Raw genomic sequence first — 26,721 nt, 5'->3', positions numbered from 1 at the left:
GGCACCACCGGCATCTCCAACCTCGGCCAGCCCTGCCCCAAACACCACCGCCTCAAACACGGCTCCGCCTGGACACCGGCCGGGGCCAGCAAGGACAGCCCGCCGGGCTGGACCTCACCGTCCGGACGGCACTACCCCAGCGAACACCAAGACTGGGAACCACCCGAATGGCCGGACGACATCCCGGTTACGGGCGAAGGACCGGACCACGGCCTGCCCGCGGATCGAGTCCGCCATCCGGACCAGGGCCTTGAACTGGACCCAGGCCTTCAATCGGACCCGGCGCGCGCCAGCCAGGATCCCGGCCAGAACCCCGGTCAGGAAACCTTGGAGAATCCAGATCAGCCATGTGTCCGGGAACCCGGCCCGGATCCCGCACCGGAACTGCCCCCGGACCCCTTCCCGGACTGGCACCAATTCACAGCCGCGCACCCACAGCCCGCCGCGGAAACTGAGGATCCCGGCTGGCCAGAACCCCTCGACGACCCCTACCCGGAAAGCTTCCAGTTCCAATGTGTCTGATCGGCCGGTGGCGGGCCCTCTTAGCGTGATAATCCAATCAAGTTGGGGGCATGCTTCCTGCCGTTTGGTGGCTCGGACGCGGAGGACCAGAGATCACCGACTACAGAAAGAGTCCGGTGCTTCATGCGAAGGAACAAGCCCGCCGCCTCCGAATTCGCTCATTTGAGGTCCGTCCTAACCTCAGAACTGCCAAAGGCCCCCGCGCGGTCTTGGATCCGTGGCCGTCTTCCGTCCAACAGCCACCGGCCGTCCACTGCCCCCTGTCCGTCGCACCCGTGCAGGACTACGATTTTGCCCGTTGACCTAGCACACGGAGACCAGCACAGGCAGGGGCAGAAGCAGAATGAGGAAAACACTGTGACCGAAGGGACGAGGCTAAGCGGGCCGCACTGGCGGCGAGTGATTGCAGCACTCGCCAACAACGACGCGCGGACCGCCTACGCGCAGATCGTCCTGGGCGCCAAGCTCCCCGACGTCGTTGCTCAGCTGAATGACCAACGACGCAACCGGGCCATCACTGCCCTGCTGGAGTCAGGGCTCGTTGAACGGAATGCTGCCGACGAGCTGGAGGCACCTGAGGCGATCTTCCGCGACCTGCTCACGCAGCAACCCCGGCGACAGGCGCAGACCGGATTGGCTCGCTTCATGCGGCTGGGCAGGATCGACAGGTATCCAGCCAACATGACCGAGCGGCGGGAGCTCCTGGCCTGGATTGTCACTGAAGTCATCGAGCCGGGCGAACACCTAACGGAAAGGCAGGTAAACGAACGGCTTCTCAGTTATACCGATGATGTCGTGATGCTCCGCCGCTACATGATCGACTTCGGACTATTGGAACGAACGCCCTCCGGCTCCTCGTACTCGCGGCGCGGCGACACATAGGTCCTAACCGGCGAATGCGCTGATTCTGCGTTCGCAGCCGAACGCTTGAGCCGACGAAAACTATGCCCCGGCACTTTGATAAAGCCTTGCCCGTTCGTCGAGAACGGCCATGGCCGTGACTAGGCGCCCGGGGAGCGGAACCAATGCCTCCCGGAGCCAGAAGGTGTCCGTGTAGGCATGGAACCGGTCCGGCTTGACGTGCAGTTCCTCGGCTACGGCCAACACGTGATTGTGAGCCGCAGAGTAACGTGCCGACGACAGCTGGTTCCGTCGCCGGTGCAGCTCCAAGCGCACGTCCATATTGGCCAGATCGAGGGCCGCCTCTGCTTGGGCTCCCTCGTCAAAATCCAGCAATCCGAGCGGGGACCGGTCATCTGCTGCGATGATCTGTTTGGCGTGCAGGTCTCCGTGGGACCACCCCAGCGGATCCGAGGCCGTCCGAAGCAAATTCCTCGTCACATGCTCTGCCGCGGCCCGTAAGGCGCCGCCTTGGGGCGACATTTCCGGCACGTTTTCAAAGTGACGCAACCAGCGGTTCACGCATCGCCACACATCCGCTGCTTCCACCTCTGCCGAGCGGAGCGGCAGGCTGCTCAGAACGCTGCGTGCGGCGCTGCCGTGCGGTGCGCTCAGCTGGGCAACCCATGAGCGCGCCCATTTCTCCCATGCCGCCACAAACGTTTCATCGCTGGTGGAGTCATCCTCACTCAGCTCGTTCAGGGTCGGTCCCGGGACGGCGCCGAAGACGATGACATCCTCGGAGCTGCGAAGGATCCTTGGGGTCACGAAGGTGCCGGCGGCGCCCAGGAGAATTTCCACGTGTGCGCAGCGCTCGGCGGACGCGATGGCCTGCCCTGGCCGGAAGATCTTGCTGTAACGGTCCCCCGCGCGGACCACCGCACGCCGATGGGGTCGATACGTAACGAGGTCGCCTTGCTGCGCTTCCGCCCGCAAGGCGGGCAACTCAGGATCGTCCAACGGTGCGAGTTCAAAGCGCCCGTGACGCAGATAGGCTCCACGGAGGGCGCGGGTCCGGCCCTGGCTGACGACCTCCAGCAGATAGTCCCCTGGACTTTTGTCGAACCAGGCCCGGCTGACGCGCCAAGTCGTGCCCGTAGCGTCGTCGGCGTATTGCAGACCGGGCAGGTACCACGTCATGGGATCAGCTCCAGCGGTGGAAGTGCCACTACAGATTGTGTGACCAGCATGGACGAAGACAATGAGGTCCAGATGAAAGTCGCATTAAGGAACACTTATGCATGGACGCCGTCATCGGCTGTGGGCTCCAACGGCTTAGCCACGGGAGTCGCTTTCCTTTTTCATGAAGTGGTCCACACCGGTGCATCCCCCATCAGTGATAGATGCCCCGGTGATGAAGGATGCGTCAACGCTGAGGAGAGTGCCGCCTCACGAACGATTTTTTCATCCAGTCCATGCTTGGTTATGCAGGCATTTGCCTGCATGCTGGTGCTATGACTGACGTGTTCCGGGCTCTCGGAGATCCGACCCGCCGCGCGCTGCTTGACCGCCTCCACGAGCGGAACGGTCAAACCCTGTCCGAGCTTTGCCAAGGGCTGGGCATGACTCGGCAGTCCGTAACCCAGCATCTGGAGATCCTGGAGGACGCCAACCTTGTCGCCGTCGTGCACCGCGGCCGGGAACGGCTTCACTACCTCAACCCGGTGCCGCTCCAAGAGATCCAGGAACGCTGGATCAGCAAGTTCGAACGGCCGCGAATGGATACGGTCAGCACCATCAAGAAGCGAGCAGAGGAAACAGCAATGACAAAACGCCCTGATTGCGTCTATGTCACCTACGTCGGCGCATCAGCCGAGACTGTCTGGGACGCACTGACAAGCGAGGAGCTGACGGCGCAGTTCTGGGGCCACAGCAACGTCTCCACCTGGGAGCCGGGTCAGCCCTGGAAGCACGTCCGCACCGGTGGCTCCGGCATCGCGGACGTCATTGGCCGCGTCGTGGAAAGCGAACTTCCCACTCGCCTAGTGATCACGTTCGAGGACCCGGCCGGGGGAACTGCGCCCGCCTCGCTGGTCACCTTCACCGTCGAGGAATACAAGGACATCGTGAAGCTTTCAATCGTGCACGAAAACATTCCCACCGCCGAAGATGCGGAGGCCGCTGCCCTGGGCTGGGCTGCTGTCGGCTCCAACCTCAAATCGCTGCTCGAGACCGGCAAGGTCCTGCCGCGGGCGCCCTGGGATATGCACGCCGAAGTGCGCGACGCCCAGGTGCGCGCCAGGGACTAGACGATATCCAACGGGTCGACTCCATCCGCTCATGGCAGGTGCTGCGTACGACCCGGGCGCTGTCAGCACAGTCGTAGGTTACTTTGGAGACCGGACACTAGTGGCCTGGCCCCGGGCCCCGAAGGAGGACTGAGTGGACAGTGATGCTGGTTCGTGGTTCCTGAGTCGCGCTGAACGGGGGAATCTGGGCACAGAAGTGCATGCGGGCGGCGCCGGCTCCCTGACCTGGTCAGAAGGCAATCTCGTGCGTCCCCTGATTCATGGAGCAACCTACTTCGCCCGGCTGCATGAGGAGTTGACGGCCCTGCAGGCGGGAGACCGCGTGTGGTTCACCGACTGGCGTGGCGACGCCGACGAACGGCTGCTGGCGGACGGACCGTCGATCGGCGACGTGCTCGCGGAGTTGGCCCGTGCGGGAGTGGAAGTGCGCGGCCTGGTCTGGAGATCCCACGGAGAGCGCGTATCGGCCCCGATCAGCGGCCGATCCAACGAGCTCCTGGGTCGTGAAATAAACGAGGCCGGCGGAGAGGTCCTGCTGGATCAGCGTGTACGCCTGTTCGGTTCCCATCACCAAAAAATGTTCATCATCCGACGTCGAGACAATCCGTCGCGGGACGTCGCCTTCGTTGGCGGAATCGACCTTTCCCACAGCCGTCGAGACGATGCCGACCACGCGGGAGACCCGCAGGCGGTCACCATGGATTCCCGGTACGGGAAACGACCACCCTGGCACGACGCCGCCCTGGAACTGCGTGGACCCGTGGTGGCAGATCTGCTGGCAGTGTTCGCCGAACGGTGGAACGACCCCCATCCCCTGGACCGACGCACCCCCTACCGGATGCTGCTGCAACGTCTGGCCCGCATGCCCCGGCACCCCGAGCCGCTACCGGCCACTGCGCCGCCGCCACCACCGGCGGGCCCGCACGCCGTGCAGCTGCTGCGCACCTACGGCGTGAAACGTCCCCCGTTCCCGTTCGCGCCTCAAGGGGAGCGCAGCATTGCCCGCGCCTACGCGAAGGCCTTCGCCCGCGCCCGCTCGCTGATCTACGTCGAGGATCAGTACCTGTGGTCGACAGAGGTGGCGGCCGGAATCGCGGAGGCCCTCGAACGGAATCCAAAATTGAAGGTGATTGCCGTTGTGCCTCGCTACCCCGACTCTGATGGGCCTCTCGCGGGGCCGCCTAGCCGGATCGGGCAACTGCGTGCCATCGGAATGCTGCGCCGCGTCGCCCCTGACAGGGTCGGCGTGTTTGACCTGGAGAACCGCTTGGGAACTCCGATCTACATCCACGCCAAAATCTGCATCATCGACGACACCTGGTTCACCTGCGGCTCAGACAATTTCAACCGCCGATCCTGGACCACCGACAGCGAGCTCACCTGCGCCGTGTTCGACACGACTGCCGACAACCGGGACGCGGCCGCCACAGACAACGGCCACGACACTTCCCGGCCGTTGGCCCTTCGCCTCCGGCTCCAACTGTGGGCCGAACACCTGGGCCTGGACCAGAACGATCCCCAGCTTCATGACCCGGCGGCCGGGCTCGAGCTTTGGAACACGACGGCGGACGCTCTGGACCGCTGGCATGAAGCTGGCCGCCCCTCCCCGCGACCCGCCGGACACGTGCGCCACCACACCCCAGAGCCAGTGTCGGCCCGCCAACGTCTCTGGGCAGATCCGATGAGCCGCCTGATCGTGGACCCGGACGGCCGCCCCCACCGGCTGCGCGGAACTACCCAGTTCTAGGCAAGCAAGTCTGGTGCAAGGGTCGCGCGGACCTCCGACAGCCGACTTCTCAGTCCAACTTCCGGGTACCAGTTCAGGCACGGCGCGGCTCTTCGGATCGATACTTCTCGACCTCCACCGGAGGCGGCGATGGCATGAATCCGCGACCCTCCCCTTTCCTGTGAGAAGCGTCTCAAATAAATACGGCCGCAGCCGGGAACCGGCCACAGACAGGTAAAGTTATCTATTCGTAACATCTCCTGACTGAAATGTGTGTGAATATGCCTGAAGAGTCCGCTAATGACGACAAGCCGAAACAGCTCCTCGGACTAAGTGGCACCCACACTATTGGCTCGGCCTTGGCCGCGGTGACCTCTGCCTTGGTGGGGTCCTTTCTAGGCGTTGCCGGGACGCTTATCGGAGCCGCGCTCGGCTCTATCGTCGCAACGGTGGGCGCCGCTCTCTACGCCCGAACACTCAGTTCGGCCGCCACAGTGGCAATGAAAAAAATCCCCCAGCGCCGCAGAGGCGGACTGCCCGCTGACGACGGGGATCTGCTGGTCGCCAGCGCGCCGGCCGAGAGCCACGAACCTCGAGCCAAACGTGTGAGGAGGCAGCTCACCCCCAAGACCTGGATCAAGGTCGGGGCGGTCAGTGCTGCCGCATTCGTTATCGCGATGGTCGGTGTCACGGCGATCGAATTCGGAACCCACAAGCCCATCTCCAGCCTTGTCTCGTCGACGTCGACATCGAACATCGACGGCGTCGCGACGGGGCAGACGACGACCCTGGGCAAAGCATTGAGCGGCAATGCGACTGTCCCGGACAAGACAGACGAATCGGCTAAGGACCTGAAGGTAGTGCCTGGGCAAGTCAAGCAAGGCGCTAACGAAAAAGGTGGCCTGACCACGGACGGTAGCGCCAGTCGCGGGGACAGCGGCTCGGCCGGAACTGCAGAGCCGGGAGCCGACCAATCAAGCGATACCACGCCGGCGGATCCCGCCCCCGGAACCGAATCGAGCCCGGCGCCTGCCCCCGCGACCGAACAGACCCCGGCGCCCGAGGTGTCCTCGGGATCGGCCGAGCAGCCCGCACCGTGATGGCGAAGTTACGGACGCAGGCCGGATAGGAAACCCCTCTTATTTGGATGGTTCCGAAGGGGTCACCTAGATCACCTCGAGCACGCGTTTGTGGGTGGGCGGGGGATGGGCGCGATCCAGGTCAGCCAGGTCGCGGGGCGTGAGCCGAACGTCGAGGGCTCGGTGGCATTCCTGGACATGGTGCGGGCTTGAGGCCTTTGGAATCGCCAGGACGAGCGGCCGCCTGAGCACCCAGGCGAGGGCGATCTGCGCCGGGCTGGCGCCGTGTTCGGCTGCGATGCGGACCAGCACGGGATCGTCCAGCATTCGACCCTGTTCCAGGGGCGAGTACGCCATCAGCGGGATGCCCCTCCCGACGCAGCGGGGCAACAGATCGAACTCGATGCCCCGGCGGGTCAGGTTGTACAGCACCTGGTCGGTCGCGACCTTCTGGCCGCCGGGCAGGCGCATAAGGTCTTCCAGGTCCGCCACGTCGAGGTTGCTAACGCCCCAGTGCCGGATCTTTCCGGGGCGCTGCAGGTATTCGAAGGCTTCGAGCGTTTCGTCCAAGGGAGCAACGCCCCGCCAATGCAACAGATATAGGTCGATCCTGTCCGTTCCAAGGCGACGCAGGCTGCCCTCGCAAGCCGCGACGGTTCCGCGCAGCGTGGCGTTCTGCGGCAGGACCTTGGTGACCAGGAACGCTTCGTTGCGGCGTGCGCCCAAGGCCCTTCCGACGAGTTCCTCGGCGGCGCCGTTGCCATACATCTCGGCGGTATCGACCGCGGACATCCCCAGGTCCAGGGCCATCTGGATCGCCGCCGTCTCGCGCGCGGCGTCGCCGGGGCGCTCACCCATTCCCCACGTTCCGATTCCGAGCACCGGGACAGCTTCACCGGACGGAAGAACTATCTCGCGCATCGTATCTCCCGTCAGAAGATGCCCGTTCCCGGGGGAAGCACAGCGCCCCGCTTTTCGCAGTGGACCACAGCGGACCGCGCCCCCGGCTGTTCCGGACAGACGAAACATTGTGCCGGCCGCCCGGCCACGGCTCACTTCTACCACAGGTCCACCGGCCCTGCCGGATGGTCGGGCCGTGCTGCTAGCACCACGGACGGTGACCCTGTCCGGCGGCAGCGTGTTTTTTCAATCTACTCCGCCGGAGCAGGACACGATAGGTGGCCTAAATCCGGGATCGGCGCCGCGCGGCTTCTGCGGTCACGGTGGAAGTCCTGGACCGGGCCGACGACGAGGCGACCGTGGGCTCGGAAAATACCGAGCGTACCGAGTGCCAGCCGCTGCATGCGCCCGCTTTCCCCGAATGGGCTAGGCCGCCGCCGCCAGGGCTGCAGCGATGGGCTGGCTGCCGTCACGGAACCCAATAGTCCGGCCGATTGCGGCAGGCAGCTCCAGGGCGGCCGCAGCGACGAGGGCGACGTTGGCGCGGGCGGTTTCGGCAGCCTGCCAGGTCTCGTTGACGTGGACGTCAATCAGGCCGCTGCCCGGCTTGTCCGTGAGCGCGCCGGGGCCGAGGATGGTCCAGTCCAGGCTGGTGCCTCGCAAGTAGGAGTCAGCGGCGGCCTTGGCCTCCGCGTAGTGGAAGAAAGGGTTATCCCGGGGCACTCCGTGGTCCGGTCCGGCTCCAAGATAGGACACCATGACGTAGCGGCCGACGCCGGACTGGACAGCAGCGTCCATGGAGCGGATCGCGGCGTCACGGTCCACGGCGTAGGTCCTCCCGGGGTTTCCGCCGCCGGCACCGGCTGACCATACGACGGCGTCGTGACCCGCGAGCGCCTCGGCGATTTCCGCCGTCGTCGCGTTCTCCACGTCCAGGACGACGGGGGTGGCGCCGGTTGCCGCGACGTCGGACGCGTGGTCCGGATTGCGGAAGATGGAGGTGACCTCCTGCCCGTCCGCCGCCAGGGCCTTGGAGAGTTCCCTAGCCACTTTTCCGTGGCCGCCGATGATTGCGATTCGGGTCATAGACCCATTCTGTCCCACGTTCCGCCATCCCGGCACCCATTGCGCTATCAGATTCGGCGGCGTTGCCGGCGGCTTGGCGTCCAAAAGTGAAAGCGCAACAGGGTTATGTGACAGTGATCACGACGTCGTCCACCCACCTGCCGGGCGCAGTGACGATGCCGGGCGCAGGGTTCTGGTTCTGGCTTGCCCCTGTCTTTGCCCGTGGCACCGCTTTTGGCCTGACCATACTTTACTGTTCCACCTCATACACGGCTGCGACGTCTTCCCGACCGCGACCGGCCCTGACAGTTGCCTTGAGGCGTTCGCGCACTGCTTCCAGGAAAGGCAGCCTGAGTTTCGCGTTCTGCAAGGTCAGCTCGAGGTCCTTGAGGGCAAGGTCGACGGCGAAGCCTGCCGGATACTGCTGCTTCTCCATGAGGTCGATCTTGGCGAACGCATAGGGCATCGCCAACGGGGTGGCTTGAAGGGTTCTCACCAGGGTCTCGTGGGGGACTTCCAGGGCTTCGCACACTTTTAGTACGTCGGCGGTCGCGACAGTTGATGCTGCCAGCCATGTGTTCACGGCCAGTTTGAGGGCGCTGGCCTCCAGCCCGGCCCCGACAACATTAATTTCCTTGCCGAGGACCTTCAGGACCGGGCGGGCAACGTCCACGGCGGCGTCCTGGCCGGAAACCAGCCAGAGCAGCGCCCCCTGCCGGGCCTGGGGGGTGCTTCCCGAGACCGGCGCATCGAGGAAGGTGATGCCGTGGCTGGCCGCAATGTCGCGCAGCTTATGTGCGTCGGCCGGCCCGACGGTGCTGACCTGAACCCAGACGGCGTTGGAGCTCATGGCCGGCAGCATCTCTTCGGCCACGGCGGCCACGGCCGGTCCGTCGCGGAGCACGGTCAGCACGATATCCGCGTCTGCGACGGCCACCGCGACGGTTCGGGCCGCCAGCACTCTGGCCGACTCCGCAGCGACCTCTTCAGCCCGGGCCGCGGTGCGGTTCCACAAACAAACGTCAAAACCACTTTCGGCTAAGCGGGTAGCCATGGCCGCTCCGAGCGCACCTGCACCAATTACTGCAACGGTTGTCATGGTGATCTCCTTTGACGGAATTTTCTTGGAATGAGGAATTTTCTTGGAATGAATTGTCCGGCCGAGGCACGGCCTGTCATAGCGTCGGTGCCTCCGGCACTCCGGGAGCTGCAGTCGGCGGTGTTGCAGCTCAGGGAGGGTCCACACAGCAGCTGGTGGCGCGCAGGGTCGACTTTACCTCGCCACCGCCCTCCAGTGCATTGGCCGCACATGTCGCGGGGCATTGCATTTATAGCGGCATCGACACGAATCCAGCTTGGCTTTATCAGCCCTGCCGGAGCGGACCGGAACCAGTCTCCGTCAATGGCCCCGCGGCAACGTCGCAGGCGACGGGCAGCATGGCGAGTTTCATCGCCACTCTGTCGTCGGCGACCCGGATTGTGTAGGCTCCTGCCATGGCTCGGCGCAGCTTTCTTCAGTGGCCGGTCGTCCGGCAGTTCAGTACGGGCGACCTGCTGGGCCGCGGCCCGGCGGTAACCTCCCCGCGGACGAGGGAGATCACGCCGCGGACGGCCACCGCAGACCGAGTCGTGCAGAGCGTGTGCCCGTATTGTGCCGTGGGCTGTGGACAGCGGGTCTACGTCAAGGACGAAAAGGTCGTTCAGATCGAAGGCGATCCCGATTCGCCTATTTCCCGTGGCCGGTTGTGCCCCAAGGGCTCTGCGAGCGAGCAGTTGGTCAACTCGCCGGGCCGGCAGACCGAAGTGCTCTACCGCGCGCCACGCTCCACCCAGTGGCAGCATTTGGATCTCGAAACTGCCCTCGACATGGTGGCGGACCGCTTCGTCGATTCCCGCCGCAGAACGTGGCAGCAGGAAGACGAAGAAGGCCGGCTGCTTCGCCGCACGATGGGCATAGCCTCACTGGGCGGGGCAACCCTGGACAACGAAGAGAACTACCTGATCAAGAAACTCTTCACGGCTGCCGGCGCAGTGCAGATCGAGAACCAAGCACGTATTTGACACTCTTCCACGGTTCCCAGTTTGGGAGCCTCATTTGGACGCGGTGGTGCAACGCAATCACTGCAAGACATGGCCAACGCCGACTGCATCATCATTCAGGGTTCCAACATGGCCGAATGCCATCCTGTGGGATATCAGTGGGTTGCAGAGGCCAAGGCCCGCGGAGCGAAGGTCATCCACATCGATCCCAGGTTCACGCGCACCTCGGCCGTCGCGGACAAGCACATTCCCATCCGGGCCGGCTCTGACGTCGTCCTCCTGGGCGCGCTGATTAACTACGTCATCACGCACGACCTGTGGTTCAAGGAGTACGTGAGCGCGTACACCAACGCGGCAACGCTGGTTCATGCCGATTACCGCGACGCCGAGGATCTGGGCGGACTGTTCTCCGGCTATGATCCGGAGACGGGAGCTTACGATAGGGCGTCATGGTCGTACGCGGAACAGGGCGGAGGCACTATCGACGACGCTGGGGCTGGCACCGAGCACGGCTCCCATGCGTCGGATCGTGCCGCGGGAGACCAGTTCGGCAGCGGCGGTCCAGCCCTGGAACACGCCCAGGTGCAGCGTGACGATACCCTGCAGGACCTCCGGACCGTTTTCCAGATCTTGAAGCGGCACTACGCCCGTTACACCCCGGAGATGGTCCAGGACATGTGTGGCATCGACGTCGCGGACTTTGAGTATCTGGCCCACGCCATCACGGAAAATTCCGGGCGCGATCGGACAACGTGCTTTGCCTACGCTGTCGGCTGGACCCAGCACTCGCTCGGAGCGCAGTTCATCCGGGCCGCCGCCATCCTGCAACTTCTGCTCGGCAATGTGGGCCGCCCGGGCAGCGGAATCATGGCCCTGCGCGGCCATGCAAGCATCCAAGGTTCCACGGACATTCCGACCTTGTTCAACCTGCTGCCCGGGTACCTGCCAATGCCCAGCGTCGGGCGCCATGACACCTTCAGCGAATACCTGGATGCGGTCGCGTCGAAGAAGCAGAAGGGCTTCTGGGCGGACGCCGACTCCTACACCATCAGCCTGCTGAAGGCCTGGTGGGGCGAGGCCGCGACCGCGGAGAACGACTGGGCCTACGATTACCTTCCCAGGCTGACCGGAGCGCACGGCACGTACCAGACGGTGATGGACATGCTCGCGGACAAGGTGGAGGGTTACTTCCTGCTCGGACAGAACCCCGCCGTGGGCTCGTCCAACGGCCGCATGCAACGTCTGGGCATGTCGCATTTGAAGTGGCTGGTGGTGCGCGACTTGAATCTGATCGAGTCGGCGACCTGGTGGAAGGACGGCCCGGAGATCGAATCGGGGGAACTGCGCACCGAAGACATCGAGACCGAAGTGTTCTTCCTGCCTGCAGCAAGCCACGTGGAAAAGGCCGGCTCGTTCACGCAGACCCAACGGCTGCTGCAGTGGCGGCACCAGGCGGTGGCACCGCCTGGTGAGTGCCAAAGTGAATTGCAGTTCTTCTTCGAGCTGGGCCAGCGGATCCGCGAAAGACTGGCGGGTTCGGAGGACGAACGCGACCGTCCGCTGCTCGACCTCACCTGGGATTACCCCACCGACGAGCACGGCGAGCCCGACGGCGAGGCGGTGCTGGCCGAGATCAACGGCCGCCACCTCAGTGGCCCGGACGCGGGCAAACCGCTCTCCGCGTATACGGAGCTGCGCGCCGACGGTTCCACGTCGGCGGGCTGCTGGATCTACACCGGCGTCTACGCCGACGGCATCAACCATGCCGCCAACCGGAAACCGGGCCAGGAGCAAGGACCTGCCGCCTCGGAATGGGGCTGGGCGTGGCCGGCCAACCGCCGGATCCTCTACAACCGGGCGTCGGCTGACCCGGCCGGTAAACCGTGGAGCGAGCGGAAGAAATACATCTGGTGGGACCAGGAACAGGGACGGTGGGTCGGAGACGACGTGCCCGACTTCCCGGTTGACCGTGCTCCGGGCAGCCAGCCCGACCCCGATCTCGGTGGTCCGGCCGCCTTGACCGGAGATGACCCCTTCATCATGCAGGCAGACGGCAAGGGCTGGTTGTTCGCGCCTTCGGGCGTCGTCGACGGTCCTCTTCCCACCCACTACGAACCGCAGGAATCGCCGGTGGCCAACGGGCTTTACCCGCAGCAGCAAAATCCGGCCCGGCTGGTGTACCCCCGCGCCGACAACCTCAGCGCACCAAGCGCCGGTACCAGTGGCGCGGACGTCTATCCCTACGTCTTCACCACGTACCGGCTCACTGAACACCACACTGCCGGCGGAATGAGCCGCTGGTTGCCGTACCTCTCGGAGCTGCAACCGGAAATGTTCTGCGAGGTCTCTCCCGAGCTGGCCGCTGAGCGCGGACTCGAGCCCTACGGGTGGGCCACGATCATTTCGGCCCGCTCCGCCATCGAGGCGAAGGTGCTCGTCACCCAACGGATGAAACCCCTGGCCGTTGGCGGCCACACCGTCCATCAGATCGGGTTGCCCTACCATTGGGGCGTCGGAGCGGATGCTGTCGTCAGCGGTGACGCGGCCAACGACCTGTTGGGCGTGACGCTGGACCCCAACGTCCAGATCCAGGAATCCAAGGCCGCCTCCTGTGACATCCGCCCGGGCCGCCGGCCGCGCGGGGCGGAGCTCCTTGACCTGGTTGCTGAGTACCAGGCCCGGGCCGGAGCGACGACCGAGACCGGGAACCGACTGGTTACCGATCCGGGCGCAGAAAGCCTGGACCTGGGCCGCCGAGCGGATGGCCGCACCGACGGCCGACCAGGATGATGGGCATCTTCACTGCCGGTCCGGCGGGGCCACACCATGCACCGCCTGCTCCGCCTGCACAGCCGGTGCGCTCTGGCAGCGTTCCGGATACCGACTCGACGTTGGAGGATTAGATGGGCCAGCTGTCCGGACCGACCGACCCCGCCGCCGATGCCCGGTGGGAGGATCTGCAGCCCCGCAAGGGGTTCTTCACAGACACCTCCATCTGCATCGGCTGCAAGGCGTGCGAAGTGGCCTGCAAGGAGTGGAACCACAACCCCCAAGACGGGAACCTGGAGCTGCTGGAATCTTCCTATGACAACACCGGAGGGCTCGGCGCCAGCACCTGGCGGCATGTCGCCTTCGTTGAACAGGGCCAGGAACGTATTACCGAGGCGCGGGAGTCCGGGCGCGCGCTGGTCAACCTCGGCATGCCCCGCATCGGCCCGCCGCCGACGGCAGCGTCCGCCGGGCCGGACCTGGCGAACGTGGATACGACGCCGCCGGACACGGCAGACTTCCGATGGTTGATGTCCTCCGATGTCTGCAAGCACTGCACGCACGCCGGGTGCCTGGATGTCTGCCCGACCGGAGCGCTTTTCCGCACGGAGTTCGGCACTGTGGTGGTCCAGGACGACGTGTGCAACGGCTGCGGAACCTGCGTCGCCGGGTGTCCGTTCGGCGTGATTGAGCGCCGCAGCGACGGCATGGTGGCGGTGGCCGCCCAGCGGGAGGAGCAGCACGCCAAGCATCCGGCCGTCCCCAACGTCGGCGTCGCCCAGAAGTGCACGCTGTGCTACGACCGCCTGGTCAACGATGAGACGCCCGCTTGCGCTAAAGCTTGTCCGACGACATCCATCAAATTCGGCAACCACGACGACATGGTGGAGACGGCCCGGGAACGGGTGGTCTCCCTGCACGAGCAGGGACTCACGGAAGCCAGGCTCTATGGTGCGAACGAACTCGACGGCGTCGGCGGAACCGGAGCGGTCTTCCTCCTGCTCGACGAACCGGAAGTGTATGGACTTCCGCCCGATCCGAGAGTGCCCACAGCCGATCTGCCGCAGATGTACCGGCGGGCCGGTATGGCCGTCGCCGGCATGGTCGCCGCTGCGGCTCTGGCTTTCCTGGGAGGGCGCGCGTGACCCACTCTGAGTTCGACAGCTTTCGGCCGCCCGAGCCTGCCCGCCGTCGCCGGGCTGGCGGCAAGCGCGGCACCGGACGCCGCGACGCCGGTGACGGTTCCCGTGAAATGCCTATGGTCCCGGAGCCGGAATTCACCTCGTACTACGGCCGTCCGGTGGTCAAGCCGGCACCCTGGACCGAAGATGTGGCCGCCTACCTGTTCCTTGGCGGTGTCGCAGCCGGTTCCGCACTGCTTGGTCTCGGCGGCCAGCTGACCGGGCGGCCGACGCTGCGCCGGAATGCCCGGCTGAGTGCCTTGACGGCGGTGAGCTTGGGTGCTGTTGCCCTGGTGAAGGATCTGGGCAGGCCGGAGCGCTTCCTGAACATGCTGCGGACCATCAAGCTGACCTCACCGATGAGTGTGGGCTCGTGGATTCTGAGCGCGTTCAGCGTCGGCACGGCAGTCTCGGCGGCAGCGGAAGTCGATCGAATGACCGGGGCGCGGTTGCCGCTGGGTCCGTTGCGGAACTTGCTGCAAGCGGTCGAGGGACCGGCGGGCTTCGAGGCCGCGCTTTTCGCCGGACCGCTGGCGGCGTACACGGCGGTCCTGCTCGGTGACACGGCCACACCCACCTGGAACGCCGCGCACGAGGAATTGCCATTCGTTTTCGTGAGTTCCGCGGCCCTCGCTTCTGCCGGGCTCGCGATGATAACGACTCCGGTCCGAGAGGCGGGTCCGGCCCGAAAACTTGCTGTGCTGGGCGTGATGGGTGACGTGGTTGCCATGCGGGTGATGGAGCACCGGATGGACCCGGTGGTGGCCGAGCCCCTGCACCAGGGCAAGGCAGGTGTCATGCTGAAATGGAGCGAGCGGTTGGCGGCTGCGGGCGGACTGGGGACACTGCTGGGCGGACGCAACCGGGCGGTGGCCGCGGCGTCGGGACTGGCACTGCTGGCCGCCTCGGCGCTGACCCGGTTCGGCGTGTTCGAGGCCGGCCTGTCCTCGGCTCGGGACCCGCGTTACACGATCGAACCGCAGAAGAACCGCCTCGCCGCCCGCCGCGCCGCCGGCATCACCGGCGACTCGATCACTACTGCCGGCTGACGGGTCTGCCGTGGTACAGGGGATCCTGGGGTCAGCGGATCTCGATGCCCTGGCCGATGACGGTATGCCCGATCACTGGATAGCCGGGCACCTCGCCGACGACGAGCAGGCCGCCGGAGGTCTGTGCATCGGCCAGCAGCAGCAGGTCGTCTTCGGTGACGCCCGCGGCGGGCCGTAGGTGCGGTCGAACCCAATCGAGGTTGCGCCGCGTCCCGCCGGAGACAAAGCCGTCCCGCAACGCCTCCCGGGCGCCCTCGACGAGTGGCACCGCCGTCCGGTCGATCACTGCCCCCACTCCGGAGGCGCGGCACATCTTGTACAAATGTCCAAGCAGGCCGAAGCCTGTCACGTCCGTGGCCGCACGCACGCCCGCCGCCACCGCGGACTCGGCGGCGTCGCGGTTCAGGCGCGTCATCGTCGCTACCGCTTCCGCGAACACTTCGCCGGTCTGCTTGTGCCGGTTATTGAGCAGTCCGACGCCGATCGGCTTGGTGAGCGTGAGCGGCAGGCCGGGCTGGGCGGCGTCGTTGCGCAGCAACCGGTCGGGATGAGCAACGCCGGTGACCGCCATGCCGTACTTCGGCTCCGGATCGTCAATCGAATGCCCGCCAATCACCGGGCACGCCGCCTCGGAGGCGACGCTCAGGCCGCCGCAGAGTACTTCAGTCATCAACTCCAGCGGCAGCACGCCGCGGGGCCAGCCGACGAGGTTGATCGCCATGATCGGGCGGCCGCCCATCGCGTAAATGTCCGAGAGCGCGTTGGCGGCAGCGATCCGGCCCCAGTCAAAGGCATCGTCGACCACGGGAGTGAAGAAGTCGGCGGTGGACAGCACCGCCAGGTCGCCGCGCACCAGGACGGCTGCTGCGTCGTCGCCGCTGTCAAGACCGACCAGCACGTCCGCGCCTGGCTGGCCGGTAAGGCCGCGCACCGCTTCTTCGAGCTCGCCGGGCGGAATCTTGCACGCGCAGCCACCCCCGTGGGCATAGCCGGTGAGCCGGACTGCGCCGACGCCGTCCTCGTTAAGCTGCGGAATAGACGTCTGGGTCTCTTTCACTCCCCTAGGTTACCCCCGTGGGCGATCTGCTAGATTGATCCCGGAGGCGTCCGGGTCCTGGTGGGCCCCCCGGTCTTCAAAACCGGTGAGGCTGAGTATCTCGGCCTGGCGGGTTCGATTCCCGTCCGCCTCCGCCAACCACCGGCACGCAATGCCGCGGAAGGAAGAGGGACTGTGGACCAGGTCGATCCCCGCCGCCTGATTCCGCGCACCGACGATCTGCTGGCCCTGCCGGCCATCCGCGCGGCCCGGAAACGCCTGAGTGCACGGCTCATCCGCGAACTCGTCCGGCAAACCCAGGAGCAGGCGCGGCGCGGTGAACTCGATCCCGGCCAGGTGGAACCGGCCCTGCTGGCCGCCGTCGCTGCCCGCACAGCGACCACCCTGCGCCCGGTACTCAACGCAACCGGCGTAGTCATCCACACCAACCTCGGCCGCGCCCCGCTGTCTGCGGCCGCGGTTGAAGCACTTGTCGCCGCCAGCGGCTACGTCGACGTGGAGCTCGACCTGGCAACCGGCAGCCGCGCCCGCCGCGGCGCCGGTGCCCGGGCTGCATTGCTCGCCGCCTGTCCCGTTGCCGAGGACGCGCTGGTGGTCAACAACGGGGCTGCGGCGCTGGTGCTGGCCACCACGGCCCTCGCCGCCGGCCGGGAGGTGGTGGTGAGCCGCGGCGAACTGGTTGAGATCGGTGCCGGCTTCCGGCTGCCCGACCTGATCGAATCAACGGGCGCGACGCTGCGCGAGGTGGGCACGACCAACCGGACGCACCTGCGGGACTACGCCGACGCCCTCGGACCGGCCACCGGCTGCGTACTCAAGGTCCACCCGAGCAACTTCCGGGTGGACGGATTCACCTCCGCTGTTCCGTTGGACGAACTGAGCCCGCTGGCCGCCGCGCACGGGGTTGCCCTCGTGGCCGATCTCGGGAGTGGACTGCTGGCGCCCGATCCGCACCTTCCCGAAGAACCGGACGCTGCCACCGCGCTGGCCAGCGGGGCCGACGTCGTCATCGCCAGCGGGGACAAACTGCTGGGCGGACCCCAGGCCGGTTTGCTGCTCGGCCGGACGGAGATCATCTCCCGGCTGGCGCGCCACCCGCTCGCCCGAGCGGTGCGGGCCGACAAACTTGCCCTCGCGGCGCTGGAGGCGACGGTCGCGGGCGAAGCACCGCCGGTTGTCCGGGCCCTGCACGCGGACCCGGAGTGGTTGCGGAACCGTACCGACCGGCTCGCCGCGGCCCTCGGGGTACCGGTCGTGGCGCACGACGGCCGTGCCGGCGGCGGCGGAGCACCCGGTGTCGCCCTGCAGGGGTGGGCGCTCCGGCTCCCCGAAGCGCTCGCGGGCCCCTTGCGTACCGGGGATCCGGCCGTACTCCCGCGCGTCCACGACGGTTCCTGCCTGCTCGATCTGCGCTGCGTACCCGAAGAGGACGATGACCGGATACTCGACGCGGTGTGCCAGGCGCTGGCAACCCTCACGGGTTCGGATGCAGGCAGGGAGGGCTGAACCGTGCATGTCGTTGCCACCGCCGGACACGTCGATTGCGGCAAAAGCACGCTGGTGCGCGCGCTTACCGGCATGGAACCGGACCGCTGGGAGGAAGAGCGGCGCCGCGGGCTGACCATCGACCTGGGCTACGCCTGGACTACGCTGCCTTCCGGGCAGGATGTTGCCTTCGTGGACGTACCGGGCCACGAACGATTCCTCGGGAACATGCTCGCCGGAATCGGGCCCGCTCCCGTCGTCTGCTTCGTCGTCGCTGCCGATGAAGGCTGGCAGGCGCAGTCAAGCGACCACCGGGACGCCGTCGCGGCCCTGGGCATCGAGTACGGCGTCGTGGTCATCAGCCGCACCGACCGGGCGCCCGGGCAGATTGGTGAAGTGCTCGCCCGGACCCGCAGAGAGCTGGCCGGGACAGGCCTGGCGGATGCGCCCGCAGTAGCTGTGTCTGCGGTCGAGGGCACCGGCCTGGCCGAACTGCGTGCCACGCTCGACGGCGTTCTGGCCGGGGTGCCCGTCCCCGCCACCACAGGGCGGCTCCGGCTGTGGGTGGACCGCTCGTTTACCATCAAGGGTGCCGGAACCGTGGTGACCGGAACTTTGGCAGCGGGGACGCTCGCTCAAGGTGACCGGCTGCAGCTGCTTGGCCACGATGGTTCGCGGTCCGTGGTGGTCCGAGGCCTGCAAAGCCGCGACACGTCGTACTCCTCGCTGGGGCCGGTCAACCGGGTGGCGCTGAACCTGCGCGATGTTTCCGCCGCCGACGTCCGCCGGGGAGACGCGCTGCTGACCCCCGACGCGTGGCCCGTCACGGGCGTCCTGGGCATCCAGCGCACTACCGGCGTGGCCTATACGGACGTACCGGAGCAGCTCATGGTGCATGCCGGCACTGCTGCCGTGCCGGCCCGGCTGCGCCCCTTCGGTGCAGACCACGCGCGGCTTGTCCTGGACCGGCGCCTGCCGCTCGTTCTCGGAGACCGTCTGGTGCTGCGGGACCCCGGGACCCGCTCGGTGCTGGGTGGCGCGCAGGTGCTCGACGCCGACCCGCCGGCCTTGCGGCGGCGCGGGGACGGCGTCCACTGGGCTGAGCGGCTCGCAGGCATGGACCCCGCCGGAGACGTGCTTGGGGAAGTGGCAGGCCGCGGGGCCGTGCAGGAAGAACACCTGCGTCGGCTCGGGCTGTTGTCTGCGCACGAGGCGGCGCCCCCCGGCGTCCGGGTACTCGGCGACTGGTGGGTGCACGCTCCCCTCTTCGAGGCATGGCAGCGTCGGCTGCGCACGGCACTCGCGGAACTGCATGAGCGCGATCCCCTCGCCCCGGGCCTTTCCCGGGGCGCGGCCCGGGACCTCCTCAAGCTGCCCGATGAGCGGCTACTTGACCCGGTCATCAGCGAAGCAGGCCTCGAACAGGAGGGCGGCCACGTCCGGCTGCCAGGCACCCAAGGCAACCTTGGCGCCGTCGGGCCGGCGGTCGCCGAGCTGGAGCGCAGGCTGACTGCAGACGCCTTCCATGCCCCGGAAGCCGATGAGCTGACCACGCTGGGCCTGGGCGCCCGGGAGCTCGCTGCCGCCGAGCGCGCCGGGCGGCTGTTGCGGTTGCGTGATGGGGTGGTGCTGCTGCCTACAGCACCGGCCTTTGCGATGCGTGAACTGGCCCGCTTGGAGCAGCCCTTCACCACGAGCCAGGCACGCCAAGCCCTCGGCACAACTCGACGGGTCGCGGTTCCGTTGCTTGAATATCTGGACTCACGCGGCTGGACCCAGCGCCTGGATGCCGGTCACCGCACCGTGGTGCGGTGACCTGGGCGCTTAGCCTCTCGATGATGATGCTGCCGTTGCTCCCGGTGGCGTAGATGCCCCCGTAGCAGGAGGAGCCGACGTCGGCTGTGGCCCGGTAGGTTACCGGTTCGATGTCCGTACCGACGGTCCAGGTTCCATCGCCGATGGTGTTGGCCGCCTTCGTCTTCTCGGCGCCGGTTACTGCTTCTTCGCGCTTCTTGACCTCGGCTTCGGCGGTCTTCACAGAGGCTTCGGCCTTTCCGACCTCTGTTTTGCGGAGGCGGCCTTGGCTTCGCGGGCCGTCATGCCGTTCTCCAACGTGTCGTACTTTGATTTCATCGACTCGTAGCTGGACTTGGCCGAGTGGATATCAGTCCCCCAATGCGTGGTTCCCCGCCGCCGTCGCAGCTCCGGAGGGTGCCTTCGCAGCTGCAGAACGAAGGTATGTGCATTCACCCGTTGACCCCAGAGATGACGTTCCCGTGACCGGTTCGTCCCGCCGACGTAGAATCGTGCTGGACAAGGAGCGCCGGCCGGCGCAGCGCCACAGCCCATCCAAGGAGGACCCCTATGAGCCACGCAAAGACCAGCCCTGAGGCTGCCGCCGCCGCACAGACCCTGTTCCGGGTCGCCCTCGGAAGCGTGCTCATCGCTCACGGATCCCAGAAACTCTTCGGCTGGTTCGGCGGAGGAGGAATCGAAGGCACCAGCAAGGGCATGCACGCCATGGGCTTTCGCCCAGCAAAACCCAGTGCCATCCTCGCAGGCGTGGGTGAAGCAGGAGCCGGCCTTGCCCTGGCTCTGGGACTGGCCACTCCGGCCGCCGGCGCCGCCGCTGCCACCACGATGGGCGTCGCGGCCAGCGTCCACGCCCCGAACGGCTTCTTCGCCACCGAGGGCGGCCTGGAGTACCCCGCGGTGCTGGGCCTGGCGGCAGCATCGTTCACCATCGGAGGGCCCGGACCCTTCTCCCTGGACTCGCTCACCGGTCATGTCCTGGACCGGCCCTGGATGCGGGCGGCTGCCTTAGCCGTGATACCGGCAGCCATCGGCATCCAGATCTACCGCCGGCGTAAAGCCCTGGCCAACGACACGTTGGCACCGGATTCCGGATCCCCGGTGGAAGAAGGCTAAGCCCATCCCGTCACGCCTCAGCCACCCAGGCGTTGGCCAACCAGGCCACTAATTCAGCAGTCTCCAAGGGGGAATCTGCCGCGCGGGGTCAGCGCCAGCCGAGCTGCGGCGCCACATACTTCAGGACCGATTCGATGACGTGGGCGTTGTAGTCGACACCGAGCTGGTTCGGGACCGTGAGCAGTAGGGTGTCTGCCGTAGCGATCGCCTCGTCCTCGGCCAGCTTCGCGGCCAGTTCGTCCGGGGCACCCGCGTAGGACCGGCCAAAGACCGCGCGCGTTTTCTCGTCGATGTTGCCCACCTGGTCGGAGCTGTGGCGGTCGCGGCCGAAGTATTGCCAGTCGCGCTCGTCCGTCAGTGCGAAGATGCTGCGGCTGACCGAGACGCGCGGCTCCCGCTCGTGCCCCGCTTCCTTCCAGGCCTGCCGGTAGAGCTCGATCTGCTCGGCCTGCTGGACATGGAACGGCTTGCCGCTCTCGTCATCCTTGAGCGTGGAGCTCTGGAGGTTCATGCCAAGCTTCGCCGCCCAGATGGCCGTGGCGTTCGAGCCGGAACCCCACCAGATGCGCTCGCGCAGGCCCTCCGAGTGCGGCTCCACGCGCAGCAGGCCCGGAGGGTTCGGGAACATCGGTCGGGGGCTCGGCGCCGCGAAGCCCTCGCCAGTGAGCACCTCGAGCAGACGCTCGGTGTGTCTGCGGCCCATGTCGGCGTCCGACTCGCCATCGGCGGGTGCGAAGCCGAAGTGACGCCACCCGTCGATGACCTGCTCGGGTGAACCCCTACTGATGCCCAGCTGCAGCCGGCCGCCCGAGATCAGGTCGGCCGCGCCGGCGTCCTCCGCCATGTAGAGCGGGTTCTCGTAGCGCATGTCGATCACGCCGGTACCGATCTCGATGCGGCTTGTCCGTGCCCCGATCGCAGCGAGCAGCGGGAACGGGGAGGCGTATTGCTGCGCGAAGTGGTGGACGCGGAAGTAGGCGCCGTCCGCCCCCAACTCCTCGGCCGCGACCGCGAGGTCGATCGCCTGCAACAGCGCATCCGACGCGCTGCGCGTGCCGGACTCCGGGTGGTCGGTCCAATGGCCAAAGGACAGGAATCCGATGTTTTTCACACCACAACCAACATGGTGGCGGGGGTTCTTATTCCCGCGGGGCCTCAGCCTCGCGCCTCCTCCCGCGGCGCGGGCGAGCCCGCCCGACAACAGGGTCGGGCATGGCACGTATTGCGTAGCTGACGTGTATTGACATGATTCCCTCCATACCCTTGGATTGATGACCGAAATAGCTCATGGTTCCGCTCGGGGGGTGGAACGACCGACGGATCAGCAGGCAGAGCGAGGAAAACCGTGAAGCAGTGTGATATTTCCGATGACGGCGTTCCGATCTGCCAACGGGTCTTAGATCCGAGCGATTCCCCTGAGACCCTTACGATCAACGAATTACTACTTGAGAGCCGCATGGGGCTCGAGCGTGTTCACGCTTCGGATCTTGAGCGGGAGATGGCAGCGGGCGCCCTTGTTGTCGACACGCGGCCCGTCGATCAGCGAGACCGCGACGGTGATCTTCCGGGAGCGGTCGTTATTGACCGAAACGTTCTCGAGTGGCGGCTGGACCCTTCCAGCCCCCACCGGCTCCCGATCGCTGACGACCCCGCACGGCGGATCGTGGTGGTCTGCAATGAAGGCTACAGCTCCAGTCTCGCTGCACACACCCTGCGACGGCTGGGACTGACCCGTGCGACCGACCTTATCGGCGGTTTCCAAGCTTGGGCAGCGTTGCGCAAATAGTCCCTCCAAACAAGCTGCCGGCGTCGGGAGCCGGCAGGGCTAATGACCACCGCGCATCGCGCGGTAGTTCTTCGTCCTCAGGTTGGAGCAGAGCGCCGTTGGTGGTCTACCACGCGGAACGCGGTAGCGCGTCGGCTGATGCTCACCCGAAGCGCGCGCTGCTGCGGCTCATCCGGAGGGCTCGATCGCGCCGTACCGCCGGTCCTTGCTGGACCCGGCTTGGTGGCCGCGTCCTTGCTCCCACACGGAGGTCAGTGCCCGCAGGGGTTCGACCAAGCCCTCGATGGCCCAGGCCGGGGCTTCGGCGAGTAGGGCATCTTCGAGGGCGAGCTGGGCGGGAATCACCTCGTCCACGAGCGCGGCGCCGGTGTCGGTGAGGACCAGCAGGGACGAGCGGCCGTCGGCCGGGTTGGCCGTCCGGCTCAGCAGTCCCCGAGCCTGGAGGGCGTTCAGCCGCATGGTGATCGCGGAGCGCGGGGCAAGCAGCGTCTGGGCCAGCGTCGTTGGGCTCAGAGGTTCGCCCGTACGGCGCAGCGCGGAAAGCACGTCCAGCTCGCCGCGGGTGAGCCCGTAGTCGGCGAGGAAGGCGTCGCTGGCTTCGAGGATGAGGCGGGAAGCGCGCAGCACGCGGTGGATCACCCCGAGGCTGGTGAAGCTCAGGTCCGGGCGCAGCCGTGCCCACTCACGCTGCATCCGGTCCACGACGTCGCCATGAGCGGGCAGGCCCTCTGCGTCCTGATCCATCCGGCTCCTCCGCGCCCCCGTGGCCGTCGCCTCGGTCAACCACAATAGTAGTTCATAGGTGTAGTAACCTTGAAGTACTTCATTCCTGTACCATCTCGGAAGGTTAAAATGACGCAGGCCACCCCCACGCGGTCCTGGTGGGCGACCGTCTTCGACCTGGGCCCGCATGCCGGCGCCCATTGGACCGCCCTGCGCGCAAGCCTGGCGATCTTCGTGCCGCTGGTGGCTTGCTTGGCGTCCGGTCGCGGCGACCTGCTGCTGTATGCGGCGATCGGTGCCTTCACCGCCCTGTACGGCCGACACGAGCCGGCTCGGGTACGCCTAGCCATGCAGGCGCAGGCGGGCCTGGTGCTGGTGGTCGGCGTCGTCGTCGGCGCCCTAGTGGCGACCGTCCCGTTCCGGCTCTGGCTGCTCGTCCCGGTCGCGGCCGCCTGGGCCGGCGTCGCGGTAGTGCTAGCCGAGCTGGGCCGATGGCATCCGGCCGGAGCTCTCAACCCGGTCTTCGCCCTCACAGCCTCGGCCACGGTCCCGATCGCGCTGAGCACGGTGCCCGCAGCCGCCCTCGCTGCGGCTGGCGCGGCCGTCTTCGCGCTGCTGCTCGCCCTCCCGGGTCGCACCGCCCGCGACGGCGGCGACCCGGTGCGGTATCGGCTGTCGTGGCGCGCCCTACGCCCGTCCGACCCGGTGGGCCGCCACGCCGCCCGCTATCTGCTCGGTATCGCCGCCGCCGGCCTCGCCGTCGCGACCAGCGGCATCGGCCACCCCTACTGGACCTTCGTCACGGCATCCGTCCCCATGTCGGCACCCGACCTGCACGCCCGCCTCACGCGCGCTGCCCAGCGGGTGATCGGCACCGCCGCCGGCCTCGGCGTCGCAGCCCTCGTCCTGGCCGCCCACCCCAGCAGCTATGCCGCGATCATCGTGATCGCCGTGCTCCAGGCGTGCACCGAGCTGACGACCGGGCGCAACTACAGCCTCGGCCTGGTCTTCTTCACCCCGATGGCCCTTCTGCTCGGCGATCTCATGCTGCCAGCCCCGATCGGAAACCTCCTGACTGAGCGCGCCCTCGAGACCGTCATTGGCCTCACCATCGCCCTAGCCGCCACTGTCATCACCCACGAAAGGCGCACTCCTACGAGCCGGACCCCACCGCGCGATCATCTGCTCGACCACGTGTAAAGGCGGCCACGTGGAGGCGAACCTGCCCTCAGCCGCGGGGCTCCTTGTCGCGTGGCGACTTCAGTAGAGGCTCGATCATCGGCAGATGAGTGCACTCACAACCCAAATAGGGACACCCAGTAAGAGGAATAAAAATTGTCCCCGGTTGTGGACAGCGGACAGGATCCTGCGGGCGGTATGCGCTGCTTCTTCGGCGCCGTCGTGTCCTCCGTCAACATGGCATCGATCGCATATTTGAACGCTTCCAGCCGGGGCGACGACCTCACGGCAGTCTTCCGCGCCGGCGGGAGAGGATCCGACAATTCCTGCCGGACGGTTTCCCTGCCGCTCTGATACCGCTTTGCCAGCCCACGGATGGACAAACCCTCAACGCGGGCGTCTCAGCGGATCTTGGCAAACGGCTCCATGCGCACCCTCATCCGGACATCCCAATGCAACACTGCCGGGGTGCGCATCAGCCCTATCCCTCTCCGGCACTCCTGAAAGTCCCCCGGTTGCATCCGGGTCATACCTGAGCTGCCGGGCATACGCTGAGGTGATTGGGGCTTTAGGAAAGGATGAACCAATGACCGGCAGCAGCGAAGACAGCTTCAACGGCTTTATAGTTCCGAACCCGTCAAAGTTCAGCGAGGACGTCCCGGGCGACATCGGCGACGAAGCGAACGAGATCCGCTTCAGCGAAGAGGAAGCCCTGATCGAGGAACAAGCCCACGGCATCTTTCCGGATACTTACAGCGTCCCCGGAATGCCCAATATGTCCGAGGCGATCGGGAACATCGACCTGCCCCCGGAGGACCTCGGCGCAACACCAGACAGCGACGCCAGCGACGACCCCCTGCACGGCGGCGCCGAGCAGTAGCTCCTCCACCGCAGCCCCTTTATAGGACCGGGCCAGGCCGGAATGGCTGCTCGCGCCGGGAGGGCGCCAGGTGGCGTCAAGTCAGGTGGGCGTCACTGGGATGCCGCGAATCCACGGCGGTCGTCCATGCGGCGGCGCTCGTCCTGGGGGAAGAGCCCGGCCAGGATCCGATCGGATTCCGCCTGTGCCGCGACGTCGAAGGCTCCGCCCGTGATCAGCAACTCGTTAGCTCCGGAGGTCGCGAGCAGGTGCTGGACTTGGGTCCGCACCTCGGAGGCCGTGCCGTAGAGCGATGTGGACAGGCTCCTTTCGACCGCTTCCTTTTCCCGGAGAGTCAGCCCGGCCCACTCGGTCGGACCCACGGGCGCCAAGGCAGCGAATTCGCCGGTGGTCCTGGAGCGGGCCAGCGCGACGGCTTCGGGCAGAAGCAGTTCCCTCGCCGCCTGGCGGGTCGCGGCCACCGCTACGTTGGCGGAAACCAGGATGAAGGGCCGCTCGAACCAGCGTGATGGACGGAACTGTGCGCGGTACCTTTCCAGCGCCGGGAGTGTGCCGTTCTGATCCGTCCGGAACACGGCTGGCCCGCCCAGCACCACCGCCAGGCCGGCACGGGCTGCAATATCGATTCCCGAACCGGTGGCCAGCACGAACACCGGTGTAGCCGAATCGTTCCGCGGCCGGGCAGTGATGGGCGCGGCTCCGGACAGGTAAGCAAGCAGTTGGGCCAGCTGGTCTTCAAACCGCTCCGCGTCCTGTTTCCCGGCGCGCAGCGCACTCCGGACTGCCGGGGTGAAACCGACAGACCGGCCAATGCCCAAGTCGATCCGCCCGGGATGCAGAGCCTCCAGCGTGGCCGCCTGTTCGGCCACCACGAGTGGCTGGTGGTTGGGAAGCATGATGCCTCCTGAACCGACCCGGATGGAGTGCGTCCGGGCAGCAACGGCTGCCATCAGCACGGCCGGAACGGAACCGGCAATGCCTGGCACCGCGTGGTGCTCTGCGACCCAGAAGCGGTGGTAACCCCATTCCTCGGCCCGCTGGGCCCGTTCCAGCACCCGGTTCAGGGCGTCCGCAGCAGGAAACCCGTCCCGGGCGTTGGCACGGTCGAGAATGGAAATCCGGGGAAGGGGAAGGGCCATACTGCTGGAACCACTCCGAGCGAGGAAGAATTCCGCTCCGGAACGCGGGTACGGAGTCCGGGAC

21 protein-coding genes, 1 tRNA gene and 1 pseudogene are annotated in these 26,721 nt (G+C 66.7%); 15 read left to right on the top strand and 8 right to left on the bottom strand.

Going from position 1 to position 26,721, the window contains the following annotated elements:
• Together AC1DKQ_RS16650 and AC1DKQ_RS16645 are read left to right on the top strand one after the other, a co-directional pair.
• A pseudogene (locus AC1DKQ_RS16650) lies at positions 1 to 522 on the top strand (hypothetical protein); the annotation flags it as partial.
• Between the two features lie 357 nt (positions 523 to 879).
• Positions 880 to 1,404, top strand: a complete 525-nt coding sequence (locus AC1DKQ_RS16645; protein ID WP_476919618.1) for a DUF2087 domain-containing protein — start codon at positions 880 to 882, stop codon at positions 1,402 to 1,404.
• Between the two features lie 60 nt (positions 1,405 to 1,464).
• Here AC1DKQ_RS16645 and AC1DKQ_RS16640 read toward each other — a convergent pair whose 3' ends face one another.
• Complete coding sequence (locus AC1DKQ_RS16640) at positions 1,465 to 2,562, bottom strand: phosphotransferase (RefSeq protein ID WP_476919617.1); 1,098 nt, start codon at positions 2,560 to 2,562, stop codon at positions 1,465 to 1,467.
• Between the two features lie 275 nt (positions 2,563 to 2,837).
• Here AC1DKQ_RS16640 and AC1DKQ_RS16635 point away from each other — a divergent pair, with 275 nt between their 5' ends.
• From AC1DKQ_RS16635 to AC1DKQ_RS16625, 3 genes are all read left to right on the top strand, one after another.
• On the top strand, positions 2,838 to 3,671 hold the full coding sequence (locus AC1DKQ_RS16635) for an ArsR/SmtB family transcription factor (protein WP_476919616.1): 834 nt from the start codon (positions 2,838 to 2,840) through the stop codon (positions 3,669 to 3,671).
• A gap of 244 nt (positions 3,672 to 3,915) precedes the next feature.
• Complete coding sequence (locus AC1DKQ_RS16630; RefSeq protein ID WP_476919615.1) at positions 3,916 to 5,418, top strand: phospholipase D family protein; 1,503 nt, start codon at positions 3,916 to 3,918, stop codon at positions 5,416 to 5,418.
• Between the two features lie 260 nt (positions 5,419 to 5,678).
• Complete coding sequence (locus tag AC1DKQ_RS16625; protein WP_476919614.1) at positions 5,679 to 6,497, top strand: hypothetical protein; 819 nt, start codon at positions 5,679 to 5,681, stop codon at positions 6,495 to 6,497.
• A 66-nt stretch (positions 6,498 to 6,563) separates the two neighbouring features.
• Here AC1DKQ_RS16625 and AC1DKQ_RS16620 read toward each other — a convergent pair whose 3' ends face one another.
• The 3 genes from AC1DKQ_RS16620 to AC1DKQ_RS16610 all read right to left on the bottom strand — a co-directional run bounded on the left by AC1DKQ_RS16620 (position 6,564) and on the right by AC1DKQ_RS16610 (position 9,687).
• Complete coding sequence (locus AC1DKQ_RS16620; RefSeq protein ID WP_476919613.1) at positions 6,564 to 7,397, bottom strand: aldo/keto reductase; 834 nt, start codon at positions 7,395 to 7,397, stop codon at positions 6,564 to 6,566.
• A gap of 405 nt (positions 7,398 to 7,802) precedes the next feature.
• Complete coding sequence (locus tag AC1DKQ_RS16615; RefSeq protein WP_476919612.1) at positions 7,803 to 8,462, bottom strand: SDR family oxidoreductase; 660 nt, start codon at positions 8,460 to 8,462, stop codon at positions 7,803 to 7,805.
• Between the two features lie 229 nt (positions 8,463 to 8,691).
• Positions 8,692 to 9,687: an NAD(P)-dependent oxidoreductase gene (locus AC1DKQ_RS16610; RefSeq protein ID WP_476885208.1), complete on the bottom strand. Its 996-nt coding sequence runs from the start codon at positions 9,685 to 9,687 to the stop codon at positions 8,692 to 8,694.
• 248 nt (positions 9,688 to 9,935) lie between these two features.
• Here AC1DKQ_RS16610 and fdh point away from each other — a divergent pair, with 248 nt between their 5' ends.
• The 3 genes from fdh (at position 9,936) to nrfD (ending at position 15,480) form a co-directional block, all read left to right on the top strand.
• Positions 9,936 to 13,271 carry a formate dehydrogenase gene (fdh, locus tag AC1DKQ_RS16605; RefSeq protein ID WP_476919611.1) on the top strand — a complete coding sequence of 1,112 codons (3,336 nt, stop codon included), beginning with the start codon at positions 9,936 to 9,938 and terminating at the stop codon, positions 13,269 to 13,271.
• 113 nt (positions 13,272 to 13,384) lie between these two features.
• Entirely contained in the window at positions 13,385 to 14,395 is a 1,011-nt protein-coding gene (locus AC1DKQ_RS16600) for a 4Fe-4S dicluster domain-containing protein (RefSeq protein ID WP_476919610.1), read from the top strand.
• Positions 14,392 to 15,480 (top strand): NrfD/PsrC family molybdoenzyme membrane anchor subunit, encoded by a 1,089-nt coding sequence (gene nrfD, locus AC1DKQ_RS16595; protein WP_476919609.1) that lies wholly within the window; start codon positions 14,392 to 14,394, stop codon positions 15,478 to 15,480. The genes AC1DKQ_RS16600 and nrfD overlap by 4 nt, the downstream gene beginning before the upstream one ends.
• Positions 15,481 to 15,511: 31 nt before the next feature.
• On the opposite strand, the gene selD is transcribed toward nrfD, so the two are convergent.
• The gene (selD, locus tag AC1DKQ_RS16590) at positions 15,512 to 16,537 is read right to left on the bottom strand and encodes a selenide, water dikinase SelD (RefSeq protein ID WP_476919608.1); all 1,026 of its coding nucleotides are present in this window, start codon (positions 16,535 to 16,537) and stop codon (positions 15,512 to 15,514) included.
• A 42-nt stretch (positions 16,538 to 16,579) separates the two neighbouring features.
• Here selD and AC1DKQ_RS16585 point away from each other — a divergent pair.
• The 4 genes from AC1DKQ_RS16585 to AC1DKQ_RS16570 all read left to right on the top strand — a co-directional run bounded on the left by AC1DKQ_RS16585 (position 16,580) and on the right by AC1DKQ_RS16570 (position 20,950).
• Positions 16,580 to 16,674 (top strand) — tRNA-Sec (locus AC1DKQ_RS16585).
• Between the two features lie 37 nt (positions 16,675 to 16,711).
• A complete protein-coding gene (selA, locus tag AC1DKQ_RS16580) occupies positions 16,712 to 18,043 on the top strand; it encodes an L-seryl-tRNA(Sec) selenium transferase (protein WP_476919607.1) in 1,332 nt (443 codons plus the stop codon).
• A gap of 3 nt (positions 18,044 to 18,046) precedes the next feature.
• The gene (gene selB, locus AC1DKQ_RS16575; RefSeq protein WP_476919606.1) at positions 18,047 to 19,837 is read left to right on the top strand and encodes a selenocysteine-specific translation elongation factor; all 1,791 of its coding nucleotides are present in this window, start codon (positions 18,047 to 18,049) and stop codon (positions 19,835 to 19,837) included.
• A 549-nt stretch (positions 19,838 to 20,386) separates the two neighbouring features.
• The gene (locus tag AC1DKQ_RS16570) at positions 20,387 to 20,950 is read left to right on the top strand and encodes a DoxX family protein (RefSeq protein WP_476919605.1); all 564 of its coding nucleotides are present in this window, start codon (positions 20,387 to 20,389) and stop codon (positions 20,948 to 20,950) included.
• A gap of 88 nt (positions 20,951 to 21,038) precedes the next feature.
• Here the strand turns inward: AC1DKQ_RS16570 and AC1DKQ_RS16565 are convergent, their stop codons facing one another.
• Positions 21,039 to 22,061: an LLM class flavin-dependent oxidoreductase gene (locus AC1DKQ_RS16565; RefSeq protein ID WP_476919604.1), complete on the bottom strand. Its 1,023-nt coding sequence runs from the start codon at positions 22,059 to 22,061 to the stop codon at positions 21,039 to 21,041.
• Positions 22,062 to 22,295: 234 nt separating this feature from the next.
• Here AC1DKQ_RS16565 and AC1DKQ_RS16560 point away from each other — a divergent pair, with 234 nt between their 5' ends.
• A complete protein-coding gene (locus tag AC1DKQ_RS16560; RefSeq protein WP_476919603.1) occupies positions 22,296 to 22,736 on the top strand; it encodes a rhodanese-like domain-containing protein in 441 nt (146 codons plus the stop codon).
• Positions 22,737 to 22,904: 168 nt separating this feature from the next.
• Here the strand turns inward: AC1DKQ_RS16560 and AC1DKQ_RS16555 are convergent, their stop codons facing one another.
• Positions 22,905 to 23,480, bottom strand: coding sequence for a MarR family winged helix-turn-helix transcriptional regulator (locus tag AC1DKQ_RS16555; protein WP_476919602.1), 576 nt, complete (start codon positions 23,478 to 23,480; stop codon positions 22,905 to 22,907).
• 108 nt (positions 23,481 to 23,588) lie between these two features.
• On the opposite strand from AC1DKQ_RS16555, the gene AC1DKQ_RS16550 reads away from it, so the two are divergent.
• On the top strand, positions 23,589 to 24,659 hold the full coding sequence (locus tag AC1DKQ_RS16550; RefSeq protein WP_476919601.1) for an FUSC family protein: 1,071 nt from the start codon (positions 23,589 to 23,591) through the stop codon (positions 24,657 to 24,659).
• 565 nt (positions 24,660 to 25,224) lie between these two features.
• Positions 25,225 to 25,518 (top strand): hypothetical protein, encoded by a 294-nt coding sequence (locus AC1DKQ_RS16545; protein WP_476919600.1) that lies wholly within the window; start codon positions 25,225 to 25,227, stop codon positions 25,516 to 25,518.
• 92 nt (positions 25,519 to 25,610) lie between these two features.
• Here the strand turns inward: AC1DKQ_RS16545 and AC1DKQ_RS16540 are convergent, their stop codons facing one another.
• Positions 25,611 to 26,657 carry an MsnO8 family LLM class oxidoreductase gene (locus AC1DKQ_RS16540; RefSeq protein WP_476919599.1) on the bottom strand — a complete coding sequence of 349 codons (1,047 nt, stop codon included), beginning with the start codon at positions 26,655 to 26,657 and terminating at the stop codon, positions 25,611 to 25,613.
• Between the last annotated feature and the right edge of the window lie 64 nt (positions 26,658 to 26,721).

The sequence above is a fragment of the Arthrobacter sp. 05L421 genome (assembly GCF_056397785.1).
Note: the sequence above shows the minus strand (reverse complement) of the source record. Positions and strands in the feature narration are given on the sequence as shown.

Coding starts and splice junctions, on each gene's coding strand:
- AC1DKQ_RS16545 (WP_476919600.1), top strand. CDS start 25,225: ATGACCGGCAGCAGCGAAGACAGCTTCAACGGCTTTATAGTTCCGAAC.
- AC1DKQ_RS16570 (WP_476919605.1), top strand. CDS start 20,387: ATGAGCCACGCAAAGACCAGCCCTGAGGCTGCCGCCGCCGCACAGACC.
- AC1DKQ_RS16600 (WP_476919610.1), top strand. CDS start 13,385: ATGGGCCAGCTGTCCGGACCGACCGACCCCGCCGCCGATGCCCGGTGG.
- AC1DKQ_RS16550 (WP_476919601.1), top strand. CDS start 23,589: ATGACGCAGGCCACCCCCACGCGGTCCTGGTGGGCGACCGTCTTCGAC.
- AC1DKQ_RS16540 (WP_476919599.1), bottom strand. CDS start 26,657: ATGGCCCTTCCCCTTCCCCGGATTTCCATTCTCGACCGTGCCAACGCC.
- AC1DKQ_RS16555 (WP_476919602.1), bottom strand. CDS start 23,480: ATGGATCAGGACGCAGAGGGCCTGCCCGCTCATGGCGACGTCGTGGAC.
- AC1DKQ_RS16620 (WP_476919613.1), bottom strand. CDS start 7,397: ATGCGCGAGATAGTTCTTCCGTCCGGTGAAGCTGTCCCGGTGCTCGGA.
- AC1DKQ_RS16635 (WP_476919616.1), top strand. CDS start 2,838: ATGCTTGGTTATGCAGGCATTTGCCTGCATGCTGGTGCTATGACTGAC.
- AC1DKQ_RS16640 (WP_476919617.1), bottom strand. CDS start 2,562: ATGACGTGGTACCTGCCCGGTCTGCAATACGCCGACGACGCTACGGGC.
- AC1DKQ_RS16625 (WP_476919614.1), top strand. CDS start 5,679: ATGCCTGAAGAGTCCGCTAATGACGACAAGCCGAAACAGCTCCTCGGA.
- AC1DKQ_RS16615 (WP_476919612.1), bottom strand. CDS start 8,462: ATGACCCGAATCGCAATCATCGGCGGCCACGGAAAAGTGGCTAGGGAA.